The organism is Micromonospora sp. NPDC005291, assembly GCF_040607415.1.
Taxonomy (GTDB): Bacteria; Actinomycetota; Actinomycetes; order Mycobacteriales; family Micromonosporaceae; genus Micromonospora.
The window spans coordinates 73,478-86,915 of the sequence record NZ_JBEXGR010000003.1; the positions used below are offsets into that span (position 1 = coordinate 73,478).

Sequence of the window (13,438 nt, forward strand, 5' to 3'; positions counted from 1 at the left end):
CGCGTTACCGGGTTGACGCTGGCGCCCTCAACGACGCCAACCGGGCTGTCAGGGCAGGGTGTCCAGGTGCGGGGCCACCGTGCGGGCGAAGCCGTTGCCGTTGCTGACGTCCCAGTTCACCGACCAGGTCATCGCTCCACGAATGCCGGGGTAGGTGCGCGGCGGGCGGAAGCTGCCGCAGTTGGTGCCCCGGGCCAGGCAGTCCAGCGCGGCGTTGACCACGCTGGGCGCGACGATGCCGCCACCGGCCGCCCCCGGTCCGGCGGGCAGACCGAGGCCGACCTGATCGGGGCGGAGCCCTGCCTCCAACTGGATGCAGGCCAGCGCGACGATGAAGTTCACCGTGCCCTGGCCGTACGCGGCGTTCTGGTCGCAGCCGAGCATCGCCCCGGAGTTGTAGAACTGGGTGTTGACGACGGTGAGGATGTCCTTGATGTCCAACGCCAGCTTGAAGTAGCCACCGGCCGGGGACTGCATGTCGATGGTCTGCGGCGCCATCGCGATGATCAGACCGGCACCGACCTTGGCCCGGAGTGAGCGCAGCGCCTGCGCCATGTACGTCGGGTTGAGCCCGTTCTCCAGGTCGATGTCGATCCCGTCGAAGCCGTAACGGGCGATCAGCGCGGCGGCCGTGTCGGCGAAGACGGTGGCCGAGGCGACGTCGTTCACGGTGACCCGGCCGGCCTCACCGCCGACCGAGAGGATCACCCGCTTGCCCCGTGCGTGCAGGGTGCGTACGTCTGCGGTGAAGTCCGCGTCGGTGTAGCCGCCGAGCGACGCGGCGAGCCCGGGGTCGATGCCGAAGGTGAGCGCACCGGGCGTCGCGGTGGCCTCGGCGAAGGCGACCGCCACCAGGTCGTAGTCGGCGGGGACGTCGCGTAGCCGCAGCTCGACGGCGGGGTTGTCGAAGTTGTGCCAGTAGCCGGTGAGCAGGTGCTTCGGGAGCCCACCGGTGGGCGGCGGGGTCGTCGGGGGCGGGGTCGTGGGGGGTGGCGTCGTGGGCGGTGGCGTCGTCGGGGGCGGGGTCGTGGGCGGCGGGGTGGTGGGTGGGGTGCCGCCGCCGCAGGGCGCGCCGTTGAGCTGGCAGCCGCCCGGCGATCCGGGACCGCTGGCCAGGAAGCCGAAGGAGACCGAGGCGCCCGGAGCGATGCTGCCGTTCCAGGACCGGTTGGTGAAGGTGTGCCGCTGACCCGCGGAGCTGAGCAACGCGTCCCAGTAGCTGCCGAGGGTGGTGCCGGACGGCAGGTCGAAGGCGAGGCTCCAGCCGTTGATGGTCGAGCTGCCGCCGTTGGTGATGGTGTACTTCCCCTCCCAGCCGGCACCCCACTCGGCGGTCTTGACGAAGCTGGCGGTCGGTCCGGCGGCGAACGCGGGCAGCGCCACCCAGGCCGCGCCGATCGTCGCCGCGAGTGCGGTGACCAGGGAAAGGACAAGGGATCTGGCAGGTTTCATGCGACCCTCCACGCCCGGGCGGGCATCCATGGACGTCAACGTTGGCGCTAATTATTAAGACAGTTAACTGTTTCTGTCCAGAGGTCGACGCAGATGATTGGGCCTCCCGCCGCGCGACTACGCGGCGGGAGGCCCGGACGTGCCCGCCTCAGCGGCGGAAGGTGAACCAGTTGACGTTGACGAAGTCGTTCGGTTGGCCGCTGGTGAAGGTGAGGTAGACGGCGTGGCGGCCGGTCACCGCGCCGACATTGCCGGGCACCGAGCGCCAGCTCTGCCAGCCGCCGGTGTTGCCGATCGCGAAGCTGCCGATGGGAGCCGCTGTCGGGCTGTCCAGCCGCACCTCGACCAGGCCACTCACCCCGCTACCCGCGCCGGAGGCCACCCGGGCCACGAAGTCCCGCGCCGGCGTGGAGCCGAACTCGACGTTGTCGTAGCGCACCCAGTCCCCGTTACGCAGCGCGCCGATGTTCTGACCGCCCTCGGCGCACGCCTCGACGATCACGCCGTTCTGCGCGCTGAACGCCTCGGCCTGGATCTGCCCGTACGCGTCCCTCGTGCCGCCGGGCGGCGGCGTGGTGGGAGGCGGAGTGGTGGGCGGGGTGGTCCCGCCGCCACGGCGGTACACCGCCACGTAGTCGACCAGCATCGGCCGACCCGGGACGGTCGCCGCGGTCGGCGTGCCGCTGCCGGCGACCCCGTTCGGGAACGCCCCGCCCATCGCCACGTTGAGCAGCAGGAAGTAGCCCGCGTGCGAGGTCATCTGCGACCAGGCCGAATCACCGACCCGACTCTGGGTGACGGTGTGGAAGAGCTGCCCGTCGACGTACCAGCGCAGTTGCTGGGGGCTGATCGAGGCGTCCCACTCGAACCGGTAGGTGTGGAACGCCGACTGGCAGCTGGCACCCGGGCAGGCTCGGGACGCGCCGATGCCGTTGAACTCGTCGCACGGCCCGCCGGGGGCGACGCCGCAGTGCAGCACACCCCAGACCGAGTTGATGCCGTTGACGTTCTCCATCACGTCGAACTCGCCGATGCCCGGCCAGTTCTGGTAGTTGCCGCGGTAGGGCGCGCCGAGCGCCCAGAACGCCGGCCAGTAGCCGGCCGCCGCCGCACCGGTGACGTTCGGCATCTGGATCCGACCCTCGATGGCCAGCACGCCGCCGGCCGGGGCCTTGAAGTCGCTGCGCACGGTCTCGATCCTGGCGGAGGTCCAGCCACCCCCGCCGTCGCGCAGTGGCGTGATCCGCAGGTTGCCGCCGCCGTCGTGGCTGACGTTGGCGGTGCTGGCGGTGTAGTTCTGGATCTCGCCGGTGCCCCAGTTGGCCGGGCCACCCGGGTAGTTGTGCCCGGTGTCGATGATCCAGTTGGCGGCCGACGGCAGGGTGCCGGCCGCGCCGGTGAAGTCGTCACTCCAGACGGTGCTCCAGCCGGCGGCGGGGGGCGGAACGGCGGCCTGCGCGGTCACGGTGATGCCGGCCAGGGCGGTGGTGGTGGCGACGAGCAGGACGGACGCCAGCAGCCGGCGTCGGGCGGGTGGGGCGGCGGTGGCCGCCAAAGGAGGTGGCATGGACATGCCTCTCTGCGGGGACGGGTCGAGAGAGCGCTCTCTCAGAGTTGTACGTCCCACCGGGACAGTTGTCAACGTCGATCTGCGTCGGTGCTCGCCGGAGACGCCTGCGGGCGCCGGAGCACCGCCTGCTCCAGAGCCGACCAGGCGGTCGTGGTCACCAGGTAGATCACCGCCGCGAGCGGCAGCACCAGCGCCACCAGCACCGTCGTGAACGGCAGCAGGGGCAGCAGCCGGGCGAGCGTGGCGGCACCCGGGCCCTCGGTGGGCGTACCGGCCACCGTGCCGACCGCCGCCGACGCCCGGCGGGCCCGCCGCGACGACCACCAGGCCAACAGCAGCAGTACGACCAGCAGGATGGCGAAGAGCGGACCGGCCGCGCCGGCCAACCCGTCGCCGAGATGGTGGCCCAGCGGCACCCCGGCCAACCGCTCATCGAGCAGCCCGGTGCCGCCCTCGGAGCTGCTGAACAGCCGGTAGAGGACCAGCAGGAACGGCGCCTGGAGCAGCAACGGCAGGCAGCCGGCGATCGGGTTGGCGCCGGCCGAGCGGTACAGGGCGAACACCTCGCCCTGGAGCTTCGCCGGGTCGTCCGCGTACCGCCGCTGTAGATCGCGGACCTGCGGGGCGAGCGCCGCGCGGCGCCGCTCCCCGCGGACCTGCGCGACGGTGAGCGGCGAGATGAGCAACCGGACGGCGATGGTGAACAGCACGATGGCGGCAGCGGTGGCCATACCGCCGGCCAACGGTTCGAGCAGGTCGGTGAGCCAGGACAGTGCGGTGCCTGCGGCAGCGACCGCGCCGTGCAGTGGTGCGAAGGCGAGCATGGGAAACCCCTCGGTCCGATTCCGGTGGGGTCCTCCCCCGACGGCGTTGCACGGCGGGAGGACCGGTGACGGCGGGATCGGCCGCGCGGCGGCGTGGCGCTACGCGGCCGAGGGGTGACCGGGTGCGCGGGGGCGGGGGCGACCGGCGGCGTCGGGGTCGATCTGCCGGGGGACCGGGCGGCCACGGGATCGGGCGCGCAGTGCGACCCAGCGCCGCCCGGTGCCCGGCGCACTCATGCGGCCGAGCACCCGCGCCGCGAGCAGCACGGCGAGCAGCGCCAGGGTGGTCAACGCGGCGCTGGCGAGCAGGTCGGCCGGCCGGTCCGCAAGCAGGGTGACCTGGGCGAACGCGGACAACCACGCGACCCCGAAGAACCCCAGCGACACCGGCACAGGATCAGCCTAGGACCCGGTGTCACATCGACGGGCCGGATCGCGGCCTCCCCGGTGGGGGCCGAGACGCGCACGGCCCACCGGGCCGGCCGACACGCGGGAAGCGACGCGCGGTGGCGGCGGACACACCGGGCCGACGCGCCGCCGCCACGTTTCCCGGCATCACCACGTTGGGTAACCAAACGGAGGACCGACGCGGACGGACCGCGACCGGTAGGAACGGACGGTGGTGTCGATGACGGGCCAGGTGGCTGAGGCGCCCAGCGAGATCGCTGCGGCGACCGGATTGCTCACCGTGGGTGTCGAGGAGGAGTTCCTGCTCGTCGACCCACACACCGGGGCCGCGGTCCCCGCCGTCGACCTGGTCATGGAGCAGGTGCCGGCGGAGCTGCGCGGGCAGGTGGAGCGGGAGTTCCAGACCAGTCAGATCGAGATCGGCAGCCCGCCCGGCCTGGAACTCTCGTCGATCCGGCACTCCCTGGGCGTGCTGCGTCGGGCGCTCGCCGACGCCGCCGAGCGGGCCGGCGTCCGTCTGCTCGCCATCGGCACCGGCCCGGTGGACGGCCCGGTGCCGCCGGTGGTGGACAAGCCCCGCTTCGACCGGATGATCGAGCGGTTCCAACTGCTCGTCCCCGGCCCCGGCAACAACGGCATGCACGTGCACGTGGGTGTGCCCGATCCGGAGACCGGCGTGCAGGTGCTCAACCACGTGCGGCCGTGGCTGCCGATGCTGCACGCCGTGACCACCAACTCCCCGTTCGCCCGGGGCAAGGACACCGGCTATGCCAGCTGGCGCTCGGTCGAGTGGGAGCGCTGGCCGTCGGTGGCGCCGACGCCGTGGCTGGAGTCGCACGAGCACTACCAGCGGCTGATCCGCCAGTTGATCGCCAGCGGGGTGATGCTCGACGAGGGGATGCTCTACTGGTACGCCCGTCTGTCGGCGAAGTACCCGACCGTGGAGCTGCGGATCGGCGACGTCTGCCCGTCGGTGGACGACGCGGTGCTGGTCGCCGCGCTGGTCCGGGCCCTGGTGGCCACCGCCATGGCGGACGTCGAGGCCGACCGGCCGGCGTTGCAGACCGACCATCACCTGCTGGTCGGCGCGCACTGGCGAGCCGCCCACGACGGCCTGGAAGGCGACGCCGTCGACGTCACCACGGGCGAGCTGCGCCCGGCGTGGGAGCTGTTGGACCGGTTCGTGGAACGGATGCGGCCGGCGCTGGAGCAGCACGACGACTGGGCCGAGGTGACCGATCTGCTGGGTGGGTTGCGCCGGCACGGCAGCGGCGCGGCACGACAGCGCGCGGTGTACGCGCGCACCGGGAATCTCACCGACGTGGTGCAGGACGTCGCGCGGCAGACCCGTGGCTGATCAGCGTGACAGGATGAGCCCGTGGCGCGACGCCTGATCGTCATCGGCGGGGACGCCGCCGGAATGTCGGCGGCGTCCCAGGCCCGACGCCGCCGCGACCGTGATGACCTGGAAATCGTGGTCTTCGAGCGAGGCCACTTCACCTCCTACTCGGCGTGCGGCATCCCGTACTGGATCAGCGGGCTGGTGCCCGGCCCGGAGGCGTTGATCGCCCGGGATCCGGAGACGTTCCGCACGACGTACGCCATGGACGTCCGGATGCGCCACGAGGTCACGGCCATCGACCTGGAAAGCCGCGAGGTGGTGGCCCGGGACCTGGAGGGCGGCGGCGAGGTCCGCGAACGCTTCGACGACCTGATGTACGCCGCCGGCGCGGTGCCGGTGAAGCCGCCGTGGGCGAACACCGACGTGGGTGGCGTGTTCGGCATGCAGACCCTCGACGACGGTGCGGCCCTGCGCGACTGGCTGGACGATGAGACGCAGCCGCGCCGGGCCGTGGTGGTCGGCGGCGGGTACATCGGCGTGGAGATGGCCGAGGCCCTGATCCAACGTGGTCTCTCCGTCACCCTGGTCGAGGGGTCCGACCAGGCCATGTCGACGGTGGACGGCGACATGGCCGAGCTGGTCGTCGACGCGATGCGCGGCCTGGGCGTCACGATCCGCACCGGCCTGAAGGTGACCGGCCTGGAGCAGCGGGACGGCCGGGTGTCCGCGGTGGTCACGGCCGAGGGGCCGATTCCGACCGACGTCGTGGTCCTGGGCCTCGGCGTACGCCCGAACGCCGCGCTCGCCGAGGCTGCCGGGCTGCCGATCGGGCCGACCGGTGGGATCCGGGTGGACCGTCGGATGCGGGTGGCCGGCCTGTCCGACGTCTGGGCGGCCGGTGACTGTGTGGAGACGCTGCACCGGGTCAGTGGAATGCCGGTGCACGTGCCGCTGGGCACGCACGCCAACAAGCAGGGCCGGGTCGCGGGGATCAACATCGGCGGCGGGTACGCCACGTTCACCGGCGTGATCGGCACGGCGGTGACCAAGGTCTGTGACCTGGAGGTGGGTCGGACGGGCCTGCGCGAGCGGGAGGCCTCGGAGGCTGGCTTCGACTTCGTCTCGGTGGTCGCCGAGTCGACCAACCGGGCCGGCTACTATCCCGGTGCCCGCCCGATGACCGTGAAGCTGATCGCCGAGCGACCCAGCGGCCGGTTGCTCGGCGCGCAGATCGTCGGGTGGTCCGAGGCGGCCAAACGGATCGACACCCTGGCCGTGGCGCTCTGGAACGGTATGACGGTGGACGATATGACGGCACTGGACCTGGGCTACGCTCCGCCGTACGCGCCGGTGTGGGACCCGGTGCTCATCGCCGCCCGAAAAGCGGTCGACGCGCTCGCCGCCCTCGACCGCTGACCCGCGCCCGCCGTGGAGGACCACCCCGTGACGCAGACCCCGACCCGGCCGACCGTGCGTCGGCGCCCGACGATGGTCGACGTGGCTCGGCGTGCCGATGTCAGCCTGAAGACGGTCTCCCGGGTGGTCAACGACGAGCCGGTGGGGCAGGAGCTGGTCAGCCGGGTGCTGGCCGCCATCGCCGAGCTGGGCTTCCGACGCAACGACATCGCCCGCAACCTGCGCTCCCGGCAGCTCAACGCCACGGTCGGGCTGCTCATCGAGGAGATCGCCAACCCGTTCTACGCGACCATTGCCAGCGTCGCCGCCGAGATCGCCGCCGCCCACGGCACCATGCTGATCACCGCCTCGTCGGAGGAGGACCCGGAGCGGGAACGCGCCCTGTTGCAGGATTTCACCCAGCGTCGGGTCGACGGGCTGCTGGTGGTGCCGGCGGGCCCCGACCACTCGTTCCTGCGTCGCGAGGTCGAGCTGGGGATGCCGGTGGTGTTCCTGGACCGGCCGCCGCAGGGGCTGCAGGCCGACGCGGTGCTGTTGGACAACCGGGGCGGCAGCCACGCCGGGGTCGGCGCACTGCTCGATGAGGGGCACCGACGGGTGGGTCTCCTGCTCGGCGCGCCGAGTGTGCCGACCATGCGCGAACGGCTGGCCGGGGCGCGGGCGGCTCTGGCCGCCGCCGGGGTCGAGCCGGACGAGTCGCTGGTCCGCGAGAGGCTCATCGCTCCCGAGGAGGCAGGCCGGGCGGTTGCGGGGCTGCTCGACCTGCCGGACCCGCCCACCGCATTCTTCTGCGCCAACAACCGGCTCACCGTCGGCGCGCTCCAGGAGCTGCACCGGCGGGGCAGTGACGCCGCGCTGGTCGGCTTCGACGATTTCGAACTGGCCCACCTGATGCCCCGGCCGCTGACCGTCGTCGGGTACGACACCCGGGAGTTGGCCCGGGTCGCCACCCAGCGGCTGTTCGGCCGGATCGCCGGTGACGACTCCCCACCCGCAACCACGGTGCTCCCCACAAGGTTGCTCCCCCGAGGCCTACCAACCCCACGCTAACCCCAACCCCTCGCGCGCGGGCCGCGGCCCGCGGGCCCCGGGCCCCGGGCTCGGGCCTCGCGTCGATCATGGAGTTGTGGTGCCGCACGTATGCCGCGAAGTGCAGTCAAACGCCCACCACAAGTCCATGATCGACGGGGCGAGGGGTTGGGGGTTGGGGGTTGGGGGTTGGGGGTTGGGGTTAGCGCAGGGCATCCACCTCGGCGCGGGTTGGTGGGTCGGCGCCTTGGCGGTTACAGGTCAGGGCGGCCACCGTCGCGGCCTGTCGGAGCACCGCATTCCACTGCGGCTCGGTTACCGCGGCGAGCCGATCGGCGGGTCGGTCGCCGAGCGCGTCGAGATCGGCCAACGCTGCCAGCAGGCCACCGGTGAAGGAGTCGCCGGCACCGACGGTGTCGACCACGACGGTGCGTACCGCCGGTTCCTCGTGCAGCGATCCGTCCGGGGCGAGCAGCCAGGCGCCGTCGCCGCCCCGGGTCACCACCGCACAGGACACTCCGGCCTCACGCCATTCGGCCATCACGTCGGCCACCGACCGGTCCGGGTAGAGCCAGGCCAGATCCTCGTCGCTGGCCTTCACCAGGTGTGCAAGGCGCACCTGCCGGCGTATCCGCTCCTGCTCCGCCGCCCGGTCCGTGACGATGCTCGACCGCAGGTTGAGGTCGATCGAGATGGTGAGCCCGTCCCGGCGGCGTTCCCGGGCCAGCAGGTCCTCCAGCACCTGCGCGCCGGGTGCCAGCGCGAGCGCGAGCGACCCGGTGTGCAGCGCGGTCGCCGGTGACCCGGCCAGCTCGGGCAACTCCTGCGGCGTCCACTGCCAGTCCGCCGTGCCGGCCAGCCGGAACTCGTAGCTGGCCTGCCCGGTGGCGTTCAGCGTGGCCACCGCCACCGAGGTCGGTTCCTCGGCGCGGACCGCCCACGCCAGGTCCACCCTGTTCACGCTCAGGTGCTCGGCGAGTTGCCGACCGTAGTCGTCGGTGCCGAGCCGGGCCAGGAGTCGTACCGGCTGGTCGAGCCGGGCCAGCGTGACCGCCACGTTCGCCGGGGAGCCACCCGGCACGGCGCGCTGCCCTTCGGCGGTGACGACCAGGTCGATCAGTGCCTCACCCGCGACCACGATCACGCGGTCACCTCGCCCGGTGCGAGCGGGCCGGGGCCGCCGAGCCCGTCGGCCGAGCGGGACAGCAGCACCGCCTGGTACGCGTGGTAGACGTCCGGCCGGCCGTGCCAGACCGTGTCGGCGGGCTGGTTCTGTGTGTCCAGCTCGTGCCGCCACCCGGTGTCGTCGATCAGGTAGCGCCGGGCGTACGCCCAGAAGACCCGGTACCAGTCGGCGTAGACCGCGTCCCCGGTCCGGCGGTGCAGGGTGACCGCCGCCCCGATGGCCTCGGCGAGCACCCAGTGCATCCGGGAGCGCACCACCGGCCGGTCGTCCCAGTCGATCGTGTAGACGAAGCCGTCGGCGCCGTCGACCGCCCAGCCGCGGCGCACGGAGGCGGCGAACAGGGCACGGACGTCGGTGAGCAGCCAGCGGGGTGGCTGCGGCAGGACCGCCTCCAACTCCAGCAGCAGCCGGGCCCACTCCAGCCAGTGGCCGATCGTGGAGCCGTACGGCCGGAAGGGGTCGGCTGGCCGATCCCGGTTGTAGTCGGGCAGCGGCGTCCAGCCGGCGGTGAAGTGCTCGGGCAGCCGCCAGTCGTGCCGGGCGGCCTCCCCGTGCACCAGGTGGGTGCCGATCTGCAGGGCGCGGTCGGCCCAGCTCGCGTCGCCGGTGGCGGCGGTAGCGGCGAGGAACGCCTCGACCATGTGCATGCTGCTGTTGGCGCCGCGGTAGTCCTCGGTGACCGTCCAGTCCCGGTTCCACGATTCGCGGACCGCTCCGGCGTCGGCGTCCCAGAACCGGTCCCGCACGACGGTCAGCGCGTCGGCGAGCAGCCGGTCCGCGCCGGGCCGTCCGGCGCGCGCGGCGCTGGACGCGGCGAGCAGCACGAACGCGTGGTCGTAGCCGGCCTTACGATCGTTGACGGGTGCTCCCTGCTGGTCCACCGCGCTGAACCAGCCGCCGTACCGGTCGTCACGCAGCAGTGTGTTGAGCGCGGCGATCCCGTGGTCGACCAGGGCGGCGGCATCCGGGTCGCCGTTGCGGTGGGCGAGGGCGGCCACGTGGGTCATCCGGCAGGTGATCCAGGTGAATACCGGTTCGCTCCGGTCCGGGGTGCGGTCGTCGGTCAGCCACCAGAAGCCGCCCTCGGGCCGGACCGCGCGGCGGGCCGTGTCGAGCAGCGTGCGGGTCTGGTCGGCGAGGAACTCGTCCAGGTCGGGCAGATCGGGTGACCCGGCAGGAGCGGGGGTCGTTGCGGCGTCGGATCGGGGCACGTCGGTCATCTCAGCTGGTCACCGCCGGGTAGGGAAGGGACATACGGCCAGGATCGGTGGGCGGACCGGGTCCGCGCCGGGAAACCGCCAACGGGACGCCGCGAACCGGCTGGCCGCGCCGGATGCGCTGCGGGAAGGATCATGTGTACGATTCCTCCCCTTTGCCCGTTGACATCGTTGTCACCGCTCAACCCTGCTCCGGTAGCCGGTCGACTGTCAATTCCGGCTGCGTCACACCGCCCCTGCGCTGTGGTTAGTAATAGTTGTCGATCGGCTGGCGCGCCTCATGGAACAGCGCCGGCCCCTCGTAGCGGACCGGGGGCAGCGGCGGGGTGGCCGGCTTGACCTCCTCGAACTGCTCGCTGGACAGGGCGTACACCACCCGTCCGAGGCCGGACCGGTCGATCGCGGTCGCGCACATCGGGCAGGGCTGGCAACTGGTGAACATGGTGGTGCCGGCGGCCACGTCGGCGGCGAGTTCCCGAGCGGCCCAGCGGGCCAGCTTCAGTTCCGGGTGAGCGGTGATGTCCGAGTCAGAGACCACGGTGTTGTGGTCCTCGATCAGGACGGTGCCGTCCGCACCGACCAGCAACGAGCCGAAGGGCCGTTCGCCAGAGGCCCCTGCCTCGCTGGCGAGTTCCACGGCGCGGCGGAGAAACTTCTCGTCGTCGGGGGTCATCGGTCCTCCTGGGATTTGTGGTGAGCGGCCACGGCCGCAAGTGTCCGCCAGGCGCGTTCGGGCTGGCGGATCTCGGTCAGGTCGCCGTTGAACGGGTCGAGCACGACCGTCTCCGCGCCGAGCAGACGGATCTGGTCGAGGTCGGCGATGATCTGGTCGATGGTGCCGACACCGGCGAGCCGGTCCGGGGCGGTGATCGGTTCAGGAACCTCCCGCAGTGCGATGCGCGGCATCAACGCGGGCACCGGGCGACCCAGTTCGTCGGCGATGGCCTTCAGCCGCACGGTTGCCTCGGCCAGCCATCCGGGCGTGACCCGCAGCGGGTGCCAGGCGTCACCGAGCAGCACCGCGCGCCGCATGCCGGCTTCGCTGTTGCCGCCGACCCAGATCGGGATCGCATCCGTGTCGTAGTCGTCGGTGTTCTGCCAGGCGTCACGCATGGTGCGCAGGTAATCATCGGTCAGCGCGCCGCGCCGCCGGAACGGCACGCCGAGCGCCTCGAACTCCTGCTGGGCCCAGCCGACGCCGACGCCGAGGACGAGCCGGCCGCCGCTGAGCCGGTTGAGGTTCGCCGCCATCCGGGCGGTGAGCAGCGGGTGCCGGTACGGGACGATGAGCACCGTGGTGCCCAGCCGGACCCGGGAGGTCACCCCGGCCAGCCAGGACAGCGTGGTGAACGGCTCGTAGAACGGCGCCGGATACTGCTCGGCCACGTCCGGTGTCACCGCTATGTGGTCGGAGACCATCAGCAGGTCGAAGCCGAGACCCTCGACCGTCTGCGCCCACTGTCGCAGCACGTCGGGGTCGGTACCCGGGGCGAAGTTCGGTACGTTCACGCCAATTTGCACGGGTTATACGCTAGTCAGCGTGGAGCGGCGCGGGAACACCGTGATCCCTGCCTTCGCTGGCCTTTGCCGTGAATCCGCCGGTAGATTGGCCGGATGGCCGAGAATCTTGATGATCTCGATTGGTCGATCCTGATCGAGTTGCAGGGCGACGGCCGCCTGCCGATCACCGAGCTCAGCCGCCGGGTCAAGCTGAGCGCGTCGGCCACCACCGAGCGGGTGAGGCGGCTGGAGGCGACCGGTGTGATCAGCGGCTACCGCGCCGAGGTCGACCTGTCCAAGGCGGGCTTCGCCGTGCTCGCGGTGATCCGACTGAAATACCCCGGCAGTCGGCACGAACCGCTGCACCGGCTACTGGATCAACGGTCGGAGATTCTGGAGTGCCTGCGCACCACCGGGGACGACTGTTACGTGCTGAAGGTGGCCGCGACGTCGATGGCGCACCTCGAACAGGTCGTCAACGATCTCGCCGGGTTCGGCAGCACGACCACCAATGTGGTCTACAGCGCCACCCTGCCCTATCGCGGCCCGCGCCTGACGCCGCCCCGCTCCTGACCCAGACCCACCAGAGCGCGGTGGATGCTCCAGGATGGCCGGATGGATCTACCCGAGGGACTTGACTGGGTACGTGCGTCACCGGCGGGCCGGGCCTGGCTCGCCACACTCCCGACGTGGCTGGCGGAGTGCACCGAGCGGTGGTCGCTACGACTCGGCCCGCCCTTCCGGTACGCCTACGCCTCCCTGGCGCTCCCGGCAGATCTGCCCGACGGCACGGCCTCGGTGCTCAAGCTCCAGTACCCCGACGAGGAGAGTCGGCACGAGGCCGACGCGCTGGCCCACTGGGACGGCGACGGGGCGATCCGGCTGCTCGCACACGACCCGGAACGCCGCGCCCTGCTGGTGGAACGCTGCCAACCCGGCACTCCGCTGCACGAGCTGCCCATGGACCGCGCGCTGGACGCGGTGGCCGTGCTGCTGCCCCGACTCTGGCGGCCGGCAGGCGCGCCGTTCACTCCGCTGGCCGAGGAGGCCGCCGGCTGGATCGACCGGATGCCCCGCGCATGGGAACGAGCCGGCCGGCCGTACGAGCGACGGCTGCTCGACACGGCGCTCACCCTGCTCACCGATCTGGCGTCGAGCCAGGGCGAGCAGGTGCTGGTCAACCAGGACCTGCACGCCGGCAACGTGCTCGCCGCCGACCGGGACCCGTGGTTGGCCATCGATCCGAAGCCACTGACCGGCGAGCGGGAGTTCTCGATCGTGCCGATGGTGCGCGGCCGGGAGCTCGGCCACTCGCCGGCCGCCGTCCGGCACCGGCTGGACCGGCTCAGCACCGAGCTGGGGCTGGACCGGGAGCGGGCCCGGGGTTGGACGATCGGGCACACGCTGGCCTGGAGCATCGCCGACGAGGTGGTCTTTCCGCACCAGATCGAGGTGGTCCGCTGGCTGCTCGACGAGGGCTGACGCCCGGCACTG

At 72.1% G+C, this 13,438-nt stretch carries 13 protein-coding genes; 5 read left to right on the forward strand and 8 right to left on the reverse strand.

The genetic code is table 11. The features are described from left to right. Window positions 1–48 precede the first annotated feature (48 nt). The 4 genes from ABZT18_RS04755 to ABZT18_RS04770 form a co-directional block, all read right to left on the reverse strand. Window positions 49–1,452, reverse strand: coding sequence for a cellulose binding domain-containing protein (locus tag ABZT18_RS04755; RefSeq protein ID WP_354995289.1), 1,404 nt, complete (start codon window positions 1,450–1,452; stop codon window positions 49–51). Window positions 1,453–1,600: 148 nt separating this feature from the next. After that, the gene (locus tag ABZT18_RS04760; RefSeq protein WP_354995290.1) at window positions 1,601–3,019 is read right to left on the reverse strand and encodes a carbohydrate-binding protein; all 1,419 of its coding nucleotides are present in this window, start codon (window positions 3,017–3,019) and stop codon (window positions 1,601–1,603) included. 71 nt (window positions 3,020–3,090) lie between these two features. After that, window positions 3,091–3,846: a membrane protein insertase YidC gene (gene yidC, locus ABZT18_RS04765; RefSeq protein ID WP_354995291.1), complete on the reverse strand. Its 756-nt coding sequence runs from the start codon at window positions 3,844–3,846 to the stop codon at window positions 3,091–3,093. A 99-nt stretch (window positions 3,847–3,945) separates the two neighbouring features. Next, on the reverse strand, window positions 3,946–4,239 hold the full coding sequence (locus ABZT18_RS04770; RefSeq protein WP_354995292.1) for a DUF6412 domain-containing protein: 294 nt from the start codon (window positions 4,237–4,239) through the stop codon (window positions 3,946–3,948). 235 nt (window positions 4,240–4,474) lie between these two features. On the opposite strand from ABZT18_RS04770, the gene ABZT18_RS04775 reads away from it, so the two are divergent. From ABZT18_RS04775 to ABZT18_RS04785, 3 genes are all read left to right on the forward strand, one after another. Continuing rightward, window positions 4,475–5,611, forward strand: coding sequence for a glutamate--cysteine ligase (locus ABZT18_RS04775; protein WP_354995293.1), 1,137 nt, complete (start codon window positions 4,475–4,477; stop codon window positions 5,609–5,611). A 21-nt stretch (window positions 5,612–5,632) separates the two neighbouring features. Beyond that, window positions 5,633–7,012 (forward strand): FAD-dependent oxidoreductase, encoded by a 1,380-nt coding sequence (locus ABZT18_RS04780; RefSeq protein WP_354995294.1) that lies wholly within the window; start codon window positions 5,633–5,635, stop codon window positions 7,010–7,012. 72 nt (window positions 7,013–7,084) lie between these two features. Then, window positions 7,085–8,062, forward strand: coding sequence for a LacI family DNA-binding transcriptional regulator (locus ABZT18_RS04785; RefSeq protein WP_354995404.1), 978 nt, complete (start codon window positions 7,085–7,087; stop codon window positions 8,060–8,062). A gap of 181 nt (window positions 8,063–8,243) precedes the next feature. Here ABZT18_RS04785 and ABZT18_RS04790 read toward each other — a convergent pair whose 3' ends face one another. The 4 genes from ABZT18_RS04790 to ABZT18_RS04805 form a co-directional block, all read right to left on the reverse strand. Further along, window positions 8,244–9,185 carry a carbohydrate kinase gene (locus ABZT18_RS04790; RefSeq protein WP_354995295.1) on the reverse strand — a complete coding sequence of 314 codons (942 nt, stop codon included), beginning with the start codon at window positions 9,183–9,185 and terminating at the stop codon, window positions 8,244–8,246. Further along, complete coding sequence (locus ABZT18_RS04795) at window positions 9,182–10,447, reverse strand: AGE family epimerase/isomerase (protein WP_354995296.1); 1,266 nt, start codon at window positions 10,445–10,447, stop codon at window positions 9,182–9,184. Before ABZT18_RS04795 ends, ABZT18_RS04790 begins: the two co-directional genes overlap by 4 nt. Window positions 10,448–10,691: 244 nt before the next feature. Continuing rightward, complete coding sequence (locus ABZT18_RS04800) at window positions 10,692–11,117, reverse strand: nucleoside deaminase (protein WP_354995297.1); 426 nt, start codon at window positions 11,115–11,117, stop codon at window positions 10,692–10,694. Continuing rightward, entirely contained in the window at window positions 11,114–11,965 is an 852-nt protein-coding gene (locus tag ABZT18_RS04805; protein ID WP_354995298.1) for an LLM class flavin-dependent oxidoreductase, read from the reverse strand. Before ABZT18_RS04805 ends, ABZT18_RS04800 begins: the two co-directional genes overlap by 4 nt. A 93-nt stretch (window positions 11,966–12,058) precedes the next feature. On the opposite strand from ABZT18_RS04805, the gene ABZT18_RS04810 reads away from it, so the two are divergent. Beyond that, the gene (locus tag ABZT18_RS04810) at window positions 12,059–12,517 is read left to right on the forward strand and encodes an Lrp/AsnC family transcriptional regulator (RefSeq protein ID WP_354995299.1); all 459 of its coding nucleotides are present in this window, start codon (window positions 12,059–12,061) and stop codon (window positions 12,515–12,517) included. 42 nt (window positions 12,518–12,559) lie between these two features. Then, window positions 12,560–13,426 (forward strand): aminoglycoside phosphotransferase family protein, encoded by an 867-nt coding sequence (locus tag ABZT18_RS04815; RefSeq protein WP_354995300.1) that lies wholly within the window; start codon window positions 12,560–12,562, stop codon window positions 13,424–13,426. Window positions 13,427–13,438 lie beyond the last annotated feature (12 nt).